This is a genomic window from Bradyrhizobium sp. HKCCYLRH3099 (genome assembly GCF_051167855.1).
Lineage (GTDB): Bacteria > Pseudomonadota > Alphaproteobacteria > Rhizobiales > Xanthobacteraceae > Bradyrhizobium.
Window position 1 is genome coordinate 165,853 of sequence record NZ_JBNPTW010000003.1, and the last position, 16,253, is coordinate 182,105.

At 66.0% G+C, this 16,253-nt stretch carries 14 protein-coding genes; 11 read left to right on the plus strand and 3 right to left on the minus strand.

Going from position 1 to position 16,253, the window contains the following annotated elements:
* Nucleotides 1-2 precede the first annotated feature (2 nt).
* The gene (locus ACQR1Y_RS09090) at nucleotides 3-1,127 is read left to right on the plus strand and encodes an ABC transporter permease (protein ID WP_434876243.1); all 1,125 of its coding nucleotides are present in this window, start codon (nucleotides 3-5) and stop codon (nucleotides 1,125-1,127) included.
* Nucleotides 1,128-1,183: 56 nt separating this feature from the next.
* Here ACQR1Y_RS09090 and ACQR1Y_RS09095 read toward each other — a convergent pair whose 3' ends face one another.
* Entirely contained in the window at nucleotides 1,184-2,005 is an 822-nt protein-coding gene (locus ACQR1Y_RS09095) for an outer membrane protein (RefSeq protein WP_434876242.1), read from the minus strand.
* 368 nt (nucleotides 2,006-2,373) lie between these two features.
* Here ACQR1Y_RS09095 and ACQR1Y_RS09100 point away from each other — a divergent pair, with 368 nt between their 5' ends.
* Nucleotides 2,374-2,628 carry a hypothetical protein gene (locus tag ACQR1Y_RS09100; RefSeq protein ID WP_434876241.1) on the plus strand — a complete coding sequence of 85 codons (255 nt, stop codon included), beginning with the start codon at nucleotides 2,374-2,376 and terminating at the stop codon, nucleotides 2,626-2,628.
* A 996-nt stretch (nucleotides 2,629-3,624) separates the two neighbouring features.
* The gene (locus ACQR1Y_RS09105) at nucleotides 3,625-4,995 is read left to right on the plus strand and encodes a UDP-N-acetylglucosamine-peptide N-acetylglucosaminyltransferase (RefSeq protein ID WP_434876240.1); all 1,371 of its coding nucleotides are present in this window, start codon (nucleotides 3,625-3,627) and stop codon (nucleotides 4,993-4,995) included.
* 41 nt (nucleotides 4,996-5,036) lie between these two features.
* Here the strand turns inward: ACQR1Y_RS09105 and ACQR1Y_RS09110 are convergent, their stop codons facing one another.
* The gene (locus ACQR1Y_RS09110; protein ID WP_434876239.1) at nucleotides 5,037-5,597 is read right to left on the minus strand and encodes a hypothetical protein; all 561 of its coding nucleotides are present in this window, start codon (nucleotides 5,595-5,597) and stop codon (nucleotides 5,037-5,039) included.
* 119 nt (nucleotides 5,598-5,716) lie between these two features.
* Nucleotides 5,717-7,306: an ATP-binding protein gene (locus tag ACQR1Y_RS09115; protein WP_434876238.1), complete on the minus strand. Its 1,590-nt coding sequence runs from the start codon at nucleotides 7,304-7,306 to the stop codon at nucleotides 5,717-5,719.
* A gap of 244 nt (nucleotides 7,307-7,550) precedes the next feature.
* On the opposite strand from ACQR1Y_RS09115, the gene ACQR1Y_RS09120 reads away from it, so the two are divergent.
* The 8 genes from ACQR1Y_RS09120 (at nucleotide 7,551) to ACQR1Y_RS09155 (ending at nucleotide 16,195) form a co-directional block, all read left to right on the plus strand.
* Nucleotides 7,551-8,012 (plus strand): DUF1348 family protein, encoded by a 462-nt coding sequence (locus ACQR1Y_RS09120; RefSeq protein ID WP_434876237.1) that lies wholly within the window; start codon nucleotides 7,551-7,553, stop codon nucleotides 8,010-8,012.
* Between the two features lie 9 nt (nucleotides 8,013-8,021).
* Entirely contained in the window at nucleotides 8,022-8,582 is a 561-nt protein-coding gene (locus tag ACQR1Y_RS09125) for a TetR/AcrR family transcriptional regulator (RefSeq protein WP_434876236.1), read from the plus strand.
* A 125-nt stretch (nucleotides 8,583-8,707) separates the two neighbouring features.
* Nucleotides 8,708-9,721: a formamidase gene (locus tag ACQR1Y_RS09130; RefSeq protein ID WP_434876235.1), complete on the plus strand. Its 1,014-nt coding sequence runs from the start codon at nucleotides 8,708-8,710 to the stop codon at nucleotides 9,719-9,721.
* A gap of 259 nt (nucleotides 9,722-9,980) precedes the next feature.
* Nucleotides 9,981-11,177: an acyl-CoA dehydrogenase family protein gene (locus ACQR1Y_RS09135; protein ID WP_434876234.1), complete on the plus strand. Its 1,197-nt coding sequence runs from the start codon at nucleotides 9,981-9,983 to the stop codon at nucleotides 11,175-11,177.
* Between the two features lie 234 nt (nucleotides 11,178-11,411).
* Complete coding sequence (locus tag ACQR1Y_RS09140) at nucleotides 11,412-11,756, plus strand: STAS domain-containing protein (protein ID WP_434858156.1); 345 nt, start codon at nucleotides 11,412-11,414, stop codon at nucleotides 11,754-11,756.
* 37 nt (nucleotides 11,757-11,793) lie between these two features.
* Nucleotides 11,794-13,887 carry a chemotaxis protein CheA gene (locus tag ACQR1Y_RS09145; RefSeq protein WP_434876233.1) on the plus strand — a complete coding sequence of 698 codons (2,094 nt, stop codon included), beginning with the start codon at nucleotides 11,794-11,796 and terminating at the stop codon, nucleotides 13,885-13,887.
* A complete protein-coding gene (locus tag ACQR1Y_RS09150) occupies nucleotides 13,887-14,357 on the plus strand; it encodes a chemotaxis protein CheW (RefSeq protein ID WP_434876232.1) in 471 nt (156 codons plus the stop codon). The genes ACQR1Y_RS09145 and ACQR1Y_RS09150 overlap by 1 nt, the downstream gene beginning before the upstream one ends.
* A 26-nt stretch (nucleotides 14,358-14,383) precedes the next feature.
* Entirely contained in the window at nucleotides 14,384-16,195 is a 1,812-nt protein-coding gene (locus ACQR1Y_RS09155) for a methyl-accepting chemotaxis protein (RefSeq protein WP_434876231.1), read from the plus strand.
* Nucleotides 16,196-16,253 lie beyond the last annotated feature (58 nt).

Below are 16,253 nucleotides of genomic sequence, written 5' to 3' on the forward strand. Positions count from 1 at the left end.
CCATGCTGCGGTCGCTGTCCAACATCTTCTGGCTGGGCACCAAGGAGCTGCGCAGCCTGTTCGGCGATGTCGTGCTGATCGGGCTCGTGATCTATTCGTTCACGGTCGCCGTCATCAGCCAGGCGCAGAGCAGCTCGCAGGAGCTGCACCGCGCCTCGATCGCGGTGGTCGACGAGGACCATTCCGAGCTGTCTCGCCGCATCACCAAGGCGTTCCTGCCGCCATATTACCAGACGCCGGTGCACATCCGTCAGGACCAGATCGAGCCGCTGATGAACAGCGGCCGCTTCACCTTCGTGCTCGACATCCCGCCGAACTTCCAGCGCGATGTTCTCGCCGGCCGCAAGCCGTCGGTTCAGGTCAATGTCGATGCGACCGCGATGATCCAGGCCGGCATCGGCTCCGGTTACGCGCTCGAGATCATCGATACCGAGGTCGCCTGGTTCGTCGCCCGCTCCGAGACGCCGTCGCTGGCTCCGGTGAATCTGGTGACGCGGATCGCGTTCAATCCCAATGTGACCACGGCATGGTTCGAGGGCGTGATGGGCATCATCAACAGCGTGACCATGCTGGCGATCATCCTGGCCGGCGCGGCGCTGGTGCGCGAGCGCGAGCACGGCACCATGGATCATCTGCTGGTGATGCCGCTGTCGCCGTTCGAGATTGCGATGTCGAAAATCTGGGCCAATGCGCTGGTGATCGCGGTGGCGGTTGCCGTGGCCCTGTATGTCGTCGTCAGATGGTATCTGCAGGTGCCGATCATGGGCTCGATCCCGCTGTTCCTCGGCGGCACCGTGCTTTATTTGTTCTTCGCCACATCGGTCGGGCTGTTCCTCGGCACGATCGCGCGGTCGATGCCGCAGCTCGGGCTGCTCTACATTCTCGTCGCGGTGCCGATCAACATGCTTTCCGGCGGGATGACGCCGGTGGAGAGCCAGCCGGTCTGGCTGTCGACGATCATGAAGGCCTCGCCCTCGACGCACTTCGTCTCGTTCGCGCAGTCGATCCTCTATCGCGGCGCTGGCCTCGATGTCGTCTGGCCGCAATTCGTCGCCGTGGCCGTGACCGCTGCGCTGGTGCTGTGGCTGACCTTGCGCCGCTTCCGGACCGCGATCGCGGCGGCCTGAGCTCAGCAAAAAAGCCTCGGCGGAGCCGAGGCTTTTGCGAATCGTTGTCGTCGCGATCAGTAGCGCGCGACGACCGGGCTGCCGAACTTGTAGTTCACGCCGACCCGGACGGTGTGGAACGAGAAATCCTGCGACAGATTTTCCCGGTAGTTGAGGCCGGGAGGAGCAAACGTGCTGCCGGGGGAATAGGTCGAGGCGTAGCTGATGTTGCCGAGGTCGGTGTAGAGGTACTCGGCCTTCACCGTCCAGTTCGGGGCGAACGCATGCTCGACGCCGGCGCCGACCGTCCAGCCGGCCTTCGTCACGTTGGCAGACGCGGTCTTGGCGTAGCCGTTGCCCGAGGTCAGATCCCAGCTGCCCTTGACGTTGCCGACGGCGAGACCGCCCGTGACATAGAACAGCGTGGTGTCGACGGCAAAACCCGCGCGGCCGCGCAGGGTCATGAACCAGTCGGTGCGGATGGTCTCGTTGAACGTGCGCGTCGTCGGCGGATTCGGGCCCGTGACGATCAGGCGCTTGTTGATGTCCGATCCGTTGATGTCGGCCTCGATGCCGAACACACCCGGGCCGCTCTGCCAATTGTAGCCCGCCTGCAAGCCGCCGACGATGCCGGCGGGATTGAGCCGGTTGTTGCTGAGGGCGACGAACGTATTCTGGAAGGCGACGCCTTCGGCCGCCCAGCTGCTGGTCTGATCGAGGGTCGTGCCGAGATTCGAGCGGCCCCAGCCATAGCCGACGTTGCCGCCGAAGTAGCCGCCGGTCCAATTGTAGATCGCGGCCGGAGGCGGAGCCTTGGTGTAGCGGGCCGGAAGGTCTGCGGCGAAAGCGCCGAACGAGGTCGCGAGGAGCAGGGCGGTTGCGGAGACGAGCGTCTTCATCGGTCACAATCCTCAAATCAAATGAGCAACGTTCGGACACACTCATCTCACAATCCGATTTGTTGTGCTGTAGTCCAACTACAACACTCGCCGTCGTAAGTATCTGTGATGTCATCACAATTCTCCGTTGTGCCGTTAACCCTAAGTCGTTGTAAACCCGACCCCTAATGGGCACAGCGGTTCAGTGATACGGGAGGCCGCCGCGTCTCGACCGCCGTCCAGACGGATGCGGACAAATTGACGCATCTCATTAGGCAACGATTTGCCAACCATCCGCAGCACTGGCGCGGGCCGCTAACGATTTCGCAAAACGCGCGGGTGCACCGTCGCCTCCGTCGTCCTGGGGGGACGGAGAGGGGAGAGCAGTCATGATGAATGGGGAAGCGGTTCTCGAAAACGTGCGGCGCTATCGCACCATCGCCTCCTTGTACCGGCAGACGGCGGCGTTCCGTCCGCATCAGCGCGAGTCGCTACTGGCGCAGGCGGCCGAATGGGAAAGCCGCGCGGTCGCCGAGCTCGAGGATTACTTCATCGCGCGCCAGGCGCCGTCGCAGCCGCCTGCAAACATGAACTATCATACGCCGTCCTACACGCCGCCCGCCTGGCAGATGGCCGCGGCGTAGTCGCAAGGTCGCAGCCGAGCAGCCCCGCGGCGCAATCCGCGCCCGAGTTGGTGTGCCGATGGACCCTCTCCGAGCGAGAGGGGCAGGGAAGACCAGGCACCGACCGGTGCCCGTGGCCCCCGTGCGAGAAGAATGCACGGGGCAGGAACCACAGGTTCGGCCGACGACCGGCCCTCCCTGCGCAATGGGCTACGGCTTATACGTGCTCTTCTCGGTGCACCGGGCTTTCTGGCCACCGTATCGCGACAACGCTTTCGCGTTGCGCGGGACACCAGCATCGGGGTGTCAGAACCACACGACTTCACCGTCCGCAACGAACCGTTCGTCGGCATGCCCTTGGGCATGCTGCGATCCACTGCGGCCATCGCTCCCCGCCTCGCGTGTCGTGACGACCGCGATACGCCCTCTGCTCGAGGCGGTATGTCCGCATCAGACAATAGATTTCGAAAAAACGGAAGCAAAAAATTTTAGCGGTGGCATCTGGACAGGGGTCATCGCGTTGAGGCGGCGGGCGAAATGAGTTTTTCGGAGCATGTCGCCTCGTGGCGTTGGAGATCGAGCTGGAGTGGACCGGTCTGCCCGACGGGCGACTCACGCGTCGAAGATCTCGCCGAGCGATTAGTCCGGAGTTTCCCGAGACGACATCGGATTGGGAGCCGACAGCGGTGCTTCACACTGGCTGTCGTCCCGGACAAGCCACGACGCGCGCGAGCGCGTTGGGGCGCCGATCCGGGACCCATAACCACAGGGCGTCGGTGTTGGCACCACTGGCGCTCCAGCGTGCGCGACACGGGCAGCACGGAGTATGGATCCGGATCTGCGCCCTGCCAACGCTGGCGCATTGTCAGGACTTGTCCGGGATGACGGCGGAGGGGATCGGCAGTCGTGTGTCTTCAAGCGGAGGAGCTTCGCGTAACCGGCGCTTGGTGATCCCAGATCTGGCGCAGGACTTGCTGAGCTTAAGGCGGCCGGCGGCTCCGGCGACGAGGGGACTCGATGAGAGCGTTCGGTCGCGACCGTGGCATGTGCGCCTGGGATGATTTCGCCCAGTCATCGATCGAGGCCCGCCTGGCGCTGGCGGGAGCGGGATCGGGGCAGATTCCGCCGTTCCTGATGCTGTCCGTGCCCGGAATGAGCGCGCAGGAGCATCGCGTTTGTTCGGAGCTATGGACGCGGGATCGCCTGGCCGCGAGCGGCGTCGAGCGAACCCGCCTAAACTTCCGCTTCGATCTGGGGGTTCGCGACAAACTTCGTGTCGGTTACCTGTCAAACGACTTCCACGATCATGCGACCGCGCATCTGCTGATCGAGGCGCTGGAGGCCAACGACCGGACACGTTGCGAGCTGCACGCGTTCTCGTTTGGAGCCGATGACGGCGGCCTGATGCGCGGCCGGCTCAGCCGCGCCTTCGACGTCTTTCACGACATCACGTCGCTGAGCGACAGCGACGCCGCAAGTGCGGTCCATGCGGCTGCCATCGACATCCTGGTCGACCTGAAGGGGTTTACGCGCGGCGCCCGCACCGGAATCCTGATGCTGCATCCGGCGCCCGTCCAGGTGAACTTCCTCGGCTACCCCGGCACGCTCGGCGGCGACATCTGCGACTACATCATCACGGACGCGTTCATCACGCCGGCCTCGGCCGCGGCCGATTACGCCGAGAGCTTCGCCTATATGCCGCATTCCTACCAGCCGCATGGCCGGGCCAGCCTCGGGCCGCCCCCGGCGCGCGCCGATGTCGGCCTGCCGGAATCCGGCTTCGTGTTCTGCTGCTTCAATCAGGCCTACAAGTTCACGCCCGACGTGTTCGACATCTGGTGCCGGCTGCTTTCTGAGACACCGGACAGCGTGCTGTGGCTGCTCGCCTCGGATCAGGCACAGGGCAATCTGCGCGGCGAGGCGCTACGCCGCGGCGTGTCGCCGGACCGCCTGGTGTTCGCACCAGAGCTCGATCAGGAGGCGCATCTCCGCCGGCTGCAGCTGGCTGATCTGGTGCTGGATACCGCGCCGTACGGCGCGCACACCACGGCGAGCGATGCGCTCTGGGCGGGCGTGCCGATCCTCACCTGCGCGGGGGATACGCTGGCGTCGCGGGTGGCGGGCAGCCTGCTGCATGCGGTCGGCCTGTCCGAGCTGATTGCGTCCGACGAAGCGGATTACGTCGCGGTCGCGCTGACGCTTGCGGCCGAGCCCGACCTGCTGCAGGCAGCCAAGGCGAGGCTTCGGCGCAACCGCCTGGTCGCCCCCTTGTTCGATGCGCCGGCCTTCGCCAGATCGCTCGAGGATCTCTACGCGCAGATGTGGGACCGGCGGCGCCGCGGCGTCGGCCATGCGGCGATCTGGGCCGCCGCGACGCCACGCCAATGACGCTGCCGGTCCGTTACTCCGGCGCCGTTACTCGGGAGCCATTACTCGGGAGCCATGCGGGCTGCGGCGAGCAGGCCGATGAGCACGGTGAGCGCGCCGACGCTCATGGCGTTGATGGAGACCAGCGAGGCGTAGTTGGTTTCGGCGACGCGCATCAAGGGCTCGCCGAGATGGGCGTCGACGACCAGATAGCAGACGAACGGCAATCCCAGCAGCGGCAACGACTGCAGCCGTTCCTCGGGGCGAAACAACAGCGCGCCGAGCAGGGCACAGGGAATGAGGAATAGCTCGACGCCGCTGTGAATGCCGAACAGCTTGACGGAAAACACCGTGTTGCCGGTGCCGGTGAGGACCATCAGGGCGCGGCCGGCGAACGGATCGCGGCGTGCGAGCACGGGCACGCCGGCGAACAGCGGCAACGTCAGGAGCGTGAGCCAGGCGGGCCAGGCCGCGGTGCCGGCGATCGCATGCAGATAGAGCGGATAGAACGGCTGGTTGGAGACGATGACCAGCGCGACCTTGGCGGCAATGTCGGATAGCGGATCGTCAGTCGTCGCATAGGCCTGGACGGCGGCCAGCCAGCGCCGGAACATATCAATCATTCACTCGACCTCGACTCCCCTGATCGATCCTGCTGATCGACCTTGCGCCAGCCGCTCATGAAACGCGCGCATGCGGCGGGCGGATCAGCCGGCGCCGTTCCCGGCGCTGGTCCTTTGGGTCACGCATTCAGCGCCGTGCGGATCATGCGGGCGAGATCGGCACTTTGATAGGGCTTGGTCAAGAGCAGCACGCCGGCATCGAGGCGGCCGTGGTGCACGATGGCGTTTTCCGTATAGCCCGAGGTGTACAGCACCTTGAGGTTCGGCCGCCGCTTGAGCGCCTCGATTGCGAGCTGCCGGCCGTTCATGCCGCCGGGCATGATGATGTCGGTGAACAGCAGGTCGATGCGGACGGGGCTGTCGATCAGCGCCAGCGCCTCGTCGGCCTTGCTGGCGGCGAGCGTGGTGTAGCCGAGCCGCTTGATCTGGGCGATCACATATTCGCGCACCAGGGAGTCGTCTTCCACGATCAGGATGGATTCGTCGCCGCGCTCCATGCCGGCCATGCTGATGTCTGCCAGCGCTGCGTCGGCGTCACGGTTGGCTTGCGGCAGATACAGCTTCACCGAGGTGCCGTGCCCCGGCTCGCTGTAGATCTTGATATGGCCGTTGGACTGCTTGACGAAGCCGTAGACCATGCTCAGCCCGAGGCCCACGCCCTTGCCGACATCCTTGGTGGTGAAGAACGGCTCGAACACCTTGTCCAGCAGGTTGGCCGGAATGCCGACGCCGGTGTCGCTGACCGCGATCATCACGTAGTTGCCGGGGATCACCTCCGGATTCATCCGCGCATAGGCGTCGTCGAGCAGCACGTTCTTGGTTTCGAGCGTGAGCTTGCCGCCCTCGGGCATGGCGTCGCGCGCGTTCAGCGCGAGGTTGAGGATCGCGGTCGAGAGCTGGCTGGGATCGATCATGGCCGGCGCCGAATCGTGCGCCAGCATGGATTCGATCTCGATCTGCTCGCCGAGCGTCCGCCGCAGCAGGCGGGCGGTGTCGACCACCATGCCGTTGATGTCGACGCTGCGCGGCTGCAGCGGCTGGCGCCGCGCGAACGCCAGCAGGTGCTTGGTCAGGTCCGCGCCGCGCGCCGCCGCGGAGTTGATCAGGCTGGTGATTTGCACCAGTTGCGGACGGTCCTTCACGGCCTCGGCGAGGATCTCGATCGTGCCCGTGATCACGGTGAGGATATTGTTGAAATCGTGCGCGACACCGCCGGTGAGCTGGCCGATCGCCTCCATCTTCTGCGCTTGCCGCACCTGCGCCTCGGTGGCCTCGATCTCCTGGAAGCGCTTGACCATCGCTTCCGCGGTGCGGCGCTGCCGCGTCTCCTCCTCGAGCTGGGCGTAGGCCTGCTTCAGGTCGGCGCGGGACGGCATCGTCAGGACCCGCGGCAGCATCAGCAGCAGCGCGGACGCAATGCCGGCGGACATGAAGGCGAGAAAACCCTTGGTTGTCGCCTCCAGCACATAGGCCGGCACCCAGATCGTGAGAACCTCGATCAGCCGTGTCAGGCCGCAGATCGACACCCACAGCGCGAACGCCCAGAAGATGTAGCTGAACTGAAAGTCGCGGCGGCGATAGACGATGTAGGCCAGGACGAAGGCGATGGCGAAGAAGGCGAAGGAAATGAGCAGGTCGGAGACCGCGTTCACCCAGATCAGCTCAGGCGTCCACAGCAGGCACTCACCAATCGGCGTGAGCTTCGACATGTCCCAAATCCCCAAACGTGCGGCCGCGTCGTCCCCGCGATCCGGCAAGTTCCCTTAGCAGATCATCCAATTTCAGTTGAGCACACAAGCGTGCTGACTGCCGCAAATCGTCCGGCCGGTAGGTTCACACCTTGAAGGTGAGCGACGGCGAACCCGTGCACCCGGCCCGACGAGGCCGCCAGGGGTGTTGACGGCGTGTACCGAATGGTACAGTATAGGCTATACGGTACAATGGAGATATCCGATGAGTGTGCTCGCCCCGCCCTTCACCCTGCAGACCGCCACCCAGAAGGTGAGGATGGCCGAGGACGGCTGGAACAGCCGCGACCCTGAGCGGGTGTCGAAGGTCTATACGCCGGACAGCCGCTGGCGGAATCGCGCCGAGTTCGTCAACGGCCGCGCCGAGATCGTTGCCTTCCTCACCCGCAAATGGGCGAAGGAGCTCGACTATCGCCTGATCAAGGAGATCTGGGCCTACACTGACAATCGGATTGCGGTGCGCTTCGCCTATGAGTGGCATGACGACAGCGGCAACTGGTTCCGCTCCTACGGCAACGAGAACTGGGAGTTCGACGGCGAAGGCCTGATGCAACGGCGCTACGCCTGCATCAACGATCTCCCGATCAAGGAGGCTGACCGCAAATTCCACTGGCCGCTCGGACGGCGCCCGGACGATCATCCCGGCCTGTCCGACCTGGGGCTCTGAGCGCGCGCCATGCGGACGCTCAACGAGCGCGCCGATGTCGTGCCGCTGATCGCCGAGGTGTTCCGCGAGTTCGGCTTCGAGGGCACCTCGCTCAGCCGCATCACCGAGAGGACGGGCCTCGGCAAGGGCAGCCTGTATCATTTCTTCCCGGGCGGGAAGGATGAGATGGCGCGCGCCGTGCTGGCGCATGTCGACGGCTGGTTCGAGCGCGAGATCTATGCGCCGCTGCGCGACGGTCCGCCCGACGACGCCGTCGCGCAGATGTGGCGGGGTGTCGACGACTACTTCCGGTCCGGCCGCCGGGTGTGCCTCGTCGGCGCCTTCGCGCTCGACGAGACGCGCGATCGCTTTGCGGCCGACATCGCCAGCTATTTCACGCGCTGGATCGCAAGCTTGCGCGATGCGCTGATGCGCGCCGGCTGGCCGGCCGACCAGGCCGTCGATGGTGCCGAGGAGGTGGTGCTCGGCATTCAGGGGGCCCTGGTGCTGGCCCGCGCGACCGCCGACGAAGCCGTGTTCGGCCGCGCGCTGGCGCGGTTCCGGCACCGCCTGCAACAGCTCCCTCGCTGACCCCCGGGGAACTGCCTCCTCAAGCGGCACCGCGCGGGCTGAAATATCGGCGCGCCGCGCCCGTGAAATCGTGGTTGTGTTGGGCGCAACGTCCCGAGCAGCGGCGACATCGAGGGAGGTCCGGCATGAATGGGTTAGGCGGTCTCAACAAATCCGATCACGGCGTGGTCATCGGCCTGGTGCAGCTCCAGTTGCCGGTCGTCGTGACCAAGGACGATCTCGCGCGGCAGACCGAGAAGATCGTCTGGATGGTCGGCAAGGCCCGACGCAATCTCGGCACCATGGACCTCGTGGTGTTCCCGGAATACTCGCTGCACGGCCTGTCGATGGACACCAATCCGGAGATTATGTGCCGGCTCGACGGGCCGGAGGTCGCGGCATTCAAGCAGGCCTGCATCGACAACAGGATCTGGGGCTGCTTCTCGATCATGGAGTACAACCCGGACGGCAATCCCTATAATTCCGGCCTGATCATCGACGATCACGGCGACATCAAGCTGTACTATCGCAAGCTGCATCCGTGGATTCCGGTCGAGCCGTGGGAGCCCGGCGATCTCGGCATTCCCGTGATCGAGGGGCCGCGCGGCGCCAAGATCGCACTCATCATCTGCCATGACGGCATGTTCCCGGAGATGGCGCGCGAATGCGCCTACAAGGGCGCCGAGATCATGATCCGCACCGCCGGCTATACCGCGCCGATTCGTGAGAGCTGGCGCTTCACCAACCAGGCCAATGCGTTCCAGAACCTGATGGTGACCGCCAATGTCTGCATGTGCGGCTCCGACGGCTCGTTCGATTCCATGGGCGAGGGCATGATCGTCAATTTCGACGGCAGCATTCTCGCGCATGGCACCACCGGCCGCGTCGACGAGATCATCACCGCCGAAGTGCGCCCGGACCTGGTGCGCGAGGCGCGCATCGGCTGGGGCGTCGAGAACAACATCTACCAGCTCTGGCATCGCGGCTATGTCGCGGTGAAGGGCGGTGCGATGGATTGCCCCTACACCTTCATGCAGGACATGGTCGCGGGCACCTACCGGCTGCCGTGGGAAGATCAGGTCAAGATCACCGACGGCACCTCCTGCGGCTTCCCGGCGCCGACCCGCGTGTTCGGCAAGATGGCCAAGGCGGCGGAGTAGAAGGGCCCAGGTCGACTGCACATCGACAATGAGCATGTTGCTGGTGGATTGGGGAACGTCGGCGCGGCGATGTCGGTGTGCTCCCTCTCCCCGTTCTTCACGGGGAGAGGGTTGGGGTGAGGGGCGCCGCGCGCACCACCCATGCGGACAGCCCCTTGCGCGATGCAATGACCCTGTTCGTGTGGGAGGACCTGCGGCTTGACAGGGTGATGATCCGCCAATTATTTTACACTTAAAATAATTGGCGGACAGGTCCATCATGAGTGCATCGGCCAAGGTGATCCCGCGCGACTGGCTCGACTGGCCGTTCTTCGAGCCGAAGCATCGAGCGCTGTGCGAAAGGCTCGACGGCTTCGTCGCCTCCGGCCAGCTCGACGATGTCGATCATGGCGATGTCGACACGGCCTGCCGCAAGATCGTGCGTGCGCTCGGTTCGGCCGGGTTGCTCGACAGCGCCGTGGTGGCGCCCGACGCGGATGCCGGCGCCATCGACTCGCGCGCGATCTGCCTGTCGCGCGAGACGCTCGCTTATGCCGACGGACTCGCCGACTTCGCCTTCGCCATGCAGGGCCTCGGCTCCGGCGCGATCGCGCTCGGCGGTTCGCCGGAGCTGCGCGCCAGCGTGCTGCCCAAGGTGCGCTCGGGTGAATGGCTCGCCGCTTTCGCGCTCTCCGAGAAGGAGGCGGGCTCGGATGTCGCCGCGATGGCCTGCGCCGCGCGGCTCGACGGCGACGCCTATGTGCTGGACGGCGAGAAGACCTGGATCTCCAATGGCGGCATCGCCGACGTCTACACGCTGTTCGCCCGCACCGGCGAGGCGCCCGGCGCGCGCGGCATCTCCGCCTTCGTCGTCTTCCCCGACGATCCCGGCTTCTCCATCGCCGAGCGCATCGAGGTGATCGCGCCGCATCCGCTGGCGACCCTGCGGCTGCAGAACTGCCGCATCCCGGCGAGCCGGCTGCTCGGCGCGCCCGGCGGCGGCTTCAAGCTGGCGATGCAGACGCTCGACATCTTCCGCGCGTCGGTGGCCGCCGCAGCACTCGGCTTCGGCCGCCGCGCGCTCGACGAGTCGCTGGCGCATGCCTCGAGCCGCAAGATGTTCGGTGGCGCGCTGGCCGACCTGCAGATGACGCAGGCGGCGTTCGGCGAGATGGCGACGGAGACCGACGCGGCCGCCTTGCTGACCTATCGCGCGGCCTGGCGGCGCGACGTGCAGAAGCTTGCGACCACGCGCGAGGCCGCGATGGCCAAGCTTGCGGCGACCGAGACCGCACAGCGCGTCATCGATCGTGCCCTGCAGATGTTCGGCGGCCGCGGCGTGCGCAAGGGCGAGATCGTCGAAAGCCTGTACCGGGAGATTCGCGCGCTGCGGATCTACGAGGGTGCAACCGAGGTGCAGAAGCTCATCGTCGCGCGCGAGCTGCAGAAGTCGCGCACAGGGCGCGTGCGCGACTGAGGCTCTGCCGCGGGCCACGCGATCTCTCTGTGCTGCGCCAGATTGCCGCATTCGATCGTTTTCGATCGAACTAATAACGTGCATTGCGCGATCTCATTTGCTGTTTTGCCTCGTGCATCCGGCGTGAATGCACGCGAGCACGCGTATGACCGTCGTTTGGATCACCCGGGAAACTCCGGGGGACCAGGAATTCCCGATTGATTTTAGTGAATCTCTAAGTCCGTCCTCGCAACGATGCCGCCGTCTTGTTCCGGTGGAGAGTTGTTCGTGTCCGAGGACGTGAAGTCGAAAGAGTCCGTAAAACTACCGGCCGACTGCAGTATTTCAGCGATCCGCGAAGTTCACGAGCTGATCCGCGATGCGTTCGGACAGCACGCTGCGCTCGAGATCGATGGCTCCTGCGTCGACCGCGCCGACGTGACGTCGATCCAGCTCCTGATCTCCACCGCCAAGACCGGTCGCGAGCAGGGACGCGCGGTCGCGCTCACCGCGCCGTCCCAGGTGCTGTGCAACGTCATCCGGCGCGCCGGTCTTGCGGACGGCGATCATCATTTCACCAGCCAGATCGAATCGCGCTGATGACCCGCTCTCCGACCTCCCACAGCGGTACGCAGCCATGAGCAGGCCGGATTGGACCGAGTCGTTCCGGCAGGAAGCCGCCGAGCTGCTCGACACGCTCGAAGGAGCGCTGCTGGATCTGTGCGATCAGCCCGATGATCGCGAACTCGTCGACTGCGCCTTCCGTGCCCTGCATACGATCAAGGGCTCGGGCTCGATGTTCGGCTTCGAGCGGGTCGCGGCGTTCACGCATGAATTCGAGACGGCGTTCGACAGGGTGCGCCGGGGAGAGATCACGCCGACGCGCGATCTGATCTCCGTGGCGCTCGCGGCAAAGGACTATATCCGTTCGCTTGTCCAGTCGCCCGACAGCACCGATGACATCATCGGCGACGGCATTCTCGACGATCTCAGGCGCTTCGTGGCGCCGACCGGCGCGCCGGCCGAGACGCAGCCTGCGGCCGTCGCCGCCGTTACAGCCGAGCCTGCAGCACAGGCCGGCTGGCGCCTGCAGCTCGAATTCGAGCACCACATCCTCCGCAACGGCTCCAATCCGCTGCACTTCCTCGACGACCTGAGCAAGCTCGGTCCCTGTTTCGCGGTGGCGCTGACCGATGCCGTTCCGCTGCTCGACGAGCTGCAGCCCGAGGATTGCTATCTCAAATGGGACGTAACGCTGCATTCGACATGCAGCCGCGAGATCATCGACGACATCTTCATGTTCGTCGCCGAGGAGATGAAGCTTACGGCGACGCCGCTGTCGCTCAATGAGTTGCCGCCCGCGGCCGGGTCGACCGTTGCCGCGCCGCCGCTCCAGCCGGCCGCGCCCGAGACACTGACCGAGACACTGACCGAGACGCTGACCGAGGCGCCGGCCGCCGCTGCGACGCCGCGCCAGAGCTCAAGCGAGAGCCAGGATCAGGAGCGCGGCGCGGAGCGGCGCCGTGACGAGCCGAAGCGCAGCGACGCCAGCGGCAATGCGACCGTGCGTGTGCAGGCGCGGCGCCTCGACGAGATGATGGACCGCGTCGGCGAATTGGTGATCGCGCAGGCGCGGCTGAGCCAGCTTGCCGCCACGAGTTCAGACGTCTCGATCAAGCTGATCGCCGAGGAGATCGAGCGCCTCGCCGCGAGCCTGCGCGATACCACGATGGGCGCGCGCATGGTGCCGATCGGCTCGCTGTTCGGCCGTTTCCGCCGCCTGGTCCACGATCTCTCGCGCGATCTCGCCAAGCCGGTCGATTTCGTGACGTCGGGCGAGGACACCGAGCTCGACAAGACCATGATCGAATGTCTCGCCGATCCGCTGGTGCATCTGATCCGCAACGCGATCGACCACGGCATCGAGCAGACGGCCGCGCGCGCCGCCGCCGGCAAGACCGAGAGGGGCCGCATCGAGCTGCACGCCGTGCACTCCGGCGCGCAGGTGCTGGTGACGGTGCGCGACAATGGCGGCGGGCTCAATACCGCGCGCATCCGCGCCAAGGCGGAAGAGCAGGGGCTGATCGCGCCGGGCGCGGCGCTGTCGGACGCCGACATCCACCAGTTCATGTTCCATCCGGGATTCTCGACCGCACAGACCATCTCGGCGCTGTCCGGTCGCGGCGTCGGCATGGACGTGGTCAAGCGCACCATCGAGACGATGCGCGGCACCATCGATCTTGCGACACGGCAGGGCGAGGGCACCACGGTGACGCTGCGCCTGCCGCTGACGCTCGCGATCATCGAAGGCCTCATGATCCGGGTCGGCGACGCCCGCTACATCATTCCGCTGTCGGCGGTCGAGGAATGCGTCGAACTCACCGCCGCCGACCAGCGCGCGCGCGGCCGCCACTTCCTCAACATCCGTGGCGATCTCGTGCCGTATTTGATGTTGCGCGACATCCTGCATGCGCGCGGCGCGCCGGACGACTATCAGAAGACGATCATCGTCTCGACGGGCGAGTCCCGCGTCGGCCTGGTCGCCGACCAGATCATCGGCAGCCACCAGACCGTCATCAAGTCGCTCTCCAAGCTGCACTCCGACGTCACGATCTTCTCCGGCGCGACCATCCTCGGCGACGGCACGGCCGCGCTGATCCTCGACGTGCCGCAACTGGTCGGGCTCGCCCAGACGCATGCCGACAAGCATCATCTCAACGAGGCCGCCTGATGGGACCGCACGCCGAGCAAGCCGCCGCCGCGACGATCGACGCCGCCGTCCAGGTCGTCATGATCGGGCTCGGCGACGAGAAGTTCGCGCTCGATGCCGCGATCGTGCGCGAGATCATCGATCCCGTGCCGGCGACGCAGGTCGCGGGCGCAAGGCCCTTCGTGCCGAGTATCATCAATGTCCGCGGCAACATCGTCCCGCTCGCCGATCTCAGGCTGCGCTTCGGCATGCCGGTGACGGAGGCGTCGGGCGACACCCGCATCGTGGTGATCGAGGTCCTGGTCGAGGACGAGCCGGTCCTGGTCGGCGTCATCGCCGACAAGGTCTACGAGGTCACCGAGATCTTCCACGCCGATACGCAGCAGACGCCGCGCGTCGGCGTGAACTGGAAGCCGGAATTCATCCGCTGCATCACCAAGTGGCGCGACGAGTTCGTCATCGTACCGAACATGGAACGCATTCTGAATTAGTCAGACCAGACTTCCGAGGGGCAATTATGAGATTCACGGTCAAGGCCAAACTGGCGGCATCGTTCGGTGTCGTGATCCTGCTGTCGATGATCGCGGGCGCGGTCGGCTACATGAAGCTGTCGGACACGATCGCGACGACGGAGACCATCGTCGCGGCCGCGGGTCGCCTGGAAAAGGCGATGGAGCTGCAGACGGGGCTGCTGCTTCAGGTCCGCGCCGAGAAGAACGCGCTGCTGACCACGACGGACGCAGAGTTCGACCGCTTCACGGCGGAGATCGCGACGCTGCGCGCGACGATGATCAAGACCAAGGACGAGATTCATGCAGGCGCGACCGAGCAAGGGCGGAAACTCATCGATCAGGTGACGGCCCAATATGCCGGCATGATGGCCGCGCAGGATGAGGGACTGAAGATCGGCCGGACCGATCGCACCAAGGGCGCGGCCCAGTCGATGACGGATGTGCGCAAGGCGGTCGGACAGACTACCACCGCGCTGAACGACTATGTGCACTACGTCCAGGGGCTGATGTCGCAGCGCGCCGAGCAGGCCAGGGCTGACGGCGCCCGCGCCCAGCTGCTGCTGATCAGCCTCCTCGGCGTAGCGCTGCTGCTCGGCGTTTTCGCCGCGCTGTGGATCGCGATCAACATCAGCCGCGGTCTTTCCCGCGCCGTCGGTCTCGCCGAAGCGGTGGCGATCGGCGACCTCAGCCAGACGATCTCGCACAAGAGCAATGACGAGGTCGGCGACCTCATCAATTCGCTCAACACGATGACGACGAATCTGAAAACCATGGCGATGGTGGCCGACGAGATCGCCAACGGCAATCTCGTCATCGAGGCCAAGCGCCAGTCCGACAAGGACACGCTCGGCATGGCGCTGGAGCGCATGGTCGAGAAGCTGCGCCAGATCGTCTCGGAGGCGCTGACCGCGGCGCAGAACGTGTCGGCGGGCAGCCAGGAACTGTCGGCCAGCGCCGAGCAGCTCTCGCAGGGCGCGACCGAGCAGGCGTCGTCGGCCGAGGAGGCATCGTCGTCGATGGAGGAGATGGCGGCGAACGTCAAGCAGAACGCCGAGAACGCCAGCCAGACCGAGAAGATCGCGGCGCAGTCCGCCAAGGATGCGGAGGCCAGCGGCACCGCGGTCGGCCGCGCCGTCGAGGCGATGCAGACCATCGCCGGCAAGATCACGATCGTGCAGGAGATCGCGCGGCAGACCGACCTGCTGGCGCTCAACGCCGCGGTCGAAGCGGCGCGTGCGGGCGAACACGGCAAGGGCTTTGCGGTGGTCGCCTCCGAGGTGCGCAAGCTCGCCGAGCGCAGCCAGGCGGCGGCGACCGAGATCGGCCAGCTGTCGAGCGAGACCCTCAAGGTAGCGCAGGACGCGGGCGGAATGCTGGCGAAGCTGGTGCCGGACATCAAGCGCACCGCCGAGCTCGTGCTCGAGATCACGGTGGCCTGCCGCGAGCAGGACGTCGGCGCGGCGCAGATCAACCAGGCGATCCAGCAGCTCGACCAGGTCGGCCAGCAGAACGCCAGCGCCTCCGAGCAGGTGTCGGCGACATCCGAGGAACTCGCGGCGCAGGCCGATCAGCTGCAGGCGACGATCGCCTTCTTCCGCATCGACCACCGCGCGAGCGACGTCGAGGACGCGCCGATCGACGCGGCCGTGACCCAGTTGCGCAGCAAGGCCGCGAGCATGGCGGCCGCCGATCGCGGCGCCAAGAAGCCGATGCCGAAGGCCAAGCCCGCGCGCGCGGTCAAGGCGGCCGGCGGCGGCGGCTTTTCCTTCAGCCTCGAGGATGGCGAGGACGACCGCGACGAAGACTTCCGGCGTTGAGCCTGACGGCACGGTGGCGCGCGCCGGTCCCCGGCGGCGCCAGGAAGGAGCAGGGCAG

Bases quoted from the DNA above. Each gene is read 5' to 3' on its own strand.
- ACQR1Y_RS09090 (WP_434876243.1), top strand. From the start codon at position 3: ATGCTGCGGTCGCTGTCCAACATCTTCTGGCTGGGCACCAAGGAGCTG.
- ACQR1Y_RS09100 (WP_434876241.1), top strand. From the start codon at position 2,374: ATGATGAATGGGGAAGCGGTTCTCGAAAACGTGCGGCGCTATCGCACC.
- ACQR1Y_RS09105 (WP_434876240.1), top strand. From the start codon at position 3,625: ATGAGAGCGTTCGGTCGCGACCGTGGCATGTGCGCCTGGGATGATTTC.
- ACQR1Y_RS09130 (WP_434876235.1), top strand. From the start codon at position 8,708: ATGAATGGGTTAGGCGGTCTCAACAAATCCGATCACGGCGTGGTCATC.
- ACQR1Y_RS09155 (WP_434876231.1), top strand. From the start codon at position 14,384: ATGAGATTCACGGTCAAGGCCAAACTGGCGGCATCGTTCGGTGTCGTG.
- ACQR1Y_RS09120 (WP_434876237.1), top strand. From the start codon at position 7,551: ATGAGTGTGCTCGCCCCGCCCTTCACCCTGCAGACCGCCACCCAGAAG.
- ACQR1Y_RS09115 (WP_434876238.1), bottom strand. From the start codon at position 7,306: ATGTCGAAGCTCACGCCGATTGGTGAGTGCCTGCTGTGGACGCCTGAG.
- ACQR1Y_RS09125 (WP_434876236.1), top strand. From the start codon at position 8,022: ATGCGGACGCTCAACGAGCGCGCCGATGTCGTGCCGCTGATCGCCGAG.
- ACQR1Y_RS09135 (WP_434876234.1), top strand. From the start codon at position 9,981: ATGAGTGCATCGGCCAAGGTGATCCCGCGCGACTGGCTCGACTGGCCG.
- ACQR1Y_RS09110 (WP_434876239.1), bottom strand. From the start codon at position 5,597: ATGATTGATATGTTCCGGCGCTGGCTGGCCGCCGTCCAGGCCTATGCG.
- ACQR1Y_RS09095 (WP_434876242.1), bottom strand. From the start codon at position 2,005: ATGAAGACGCTCGTCTCCGCAACCGCCCTGCTCCTCGCGACCTCGTTC.
- ACQR1Y_RS09150 (WP_434876232.1), top strand. From the start codon at position 13,887: ATGGGACCGCACGCCGAGCAAGCCGCCGCCGCGACGATCGACGCCGCC.
- ACQR1Y_RS09140 (WP_434858156.1), top strand. From the start codon at position 11,412: ATGCCGCCGTCTTGTTCCGGTGGAGAGTTGTTCGTGTCCGAGGACGTG.
- ACQR1Y_RS09145 (WP_434876233.1), top strand. From the start codon at position 11,794: ATGAGCAGGCCGGATTGGACCGAGTCGTTCCGGCAGGAAGCCGCCGAG.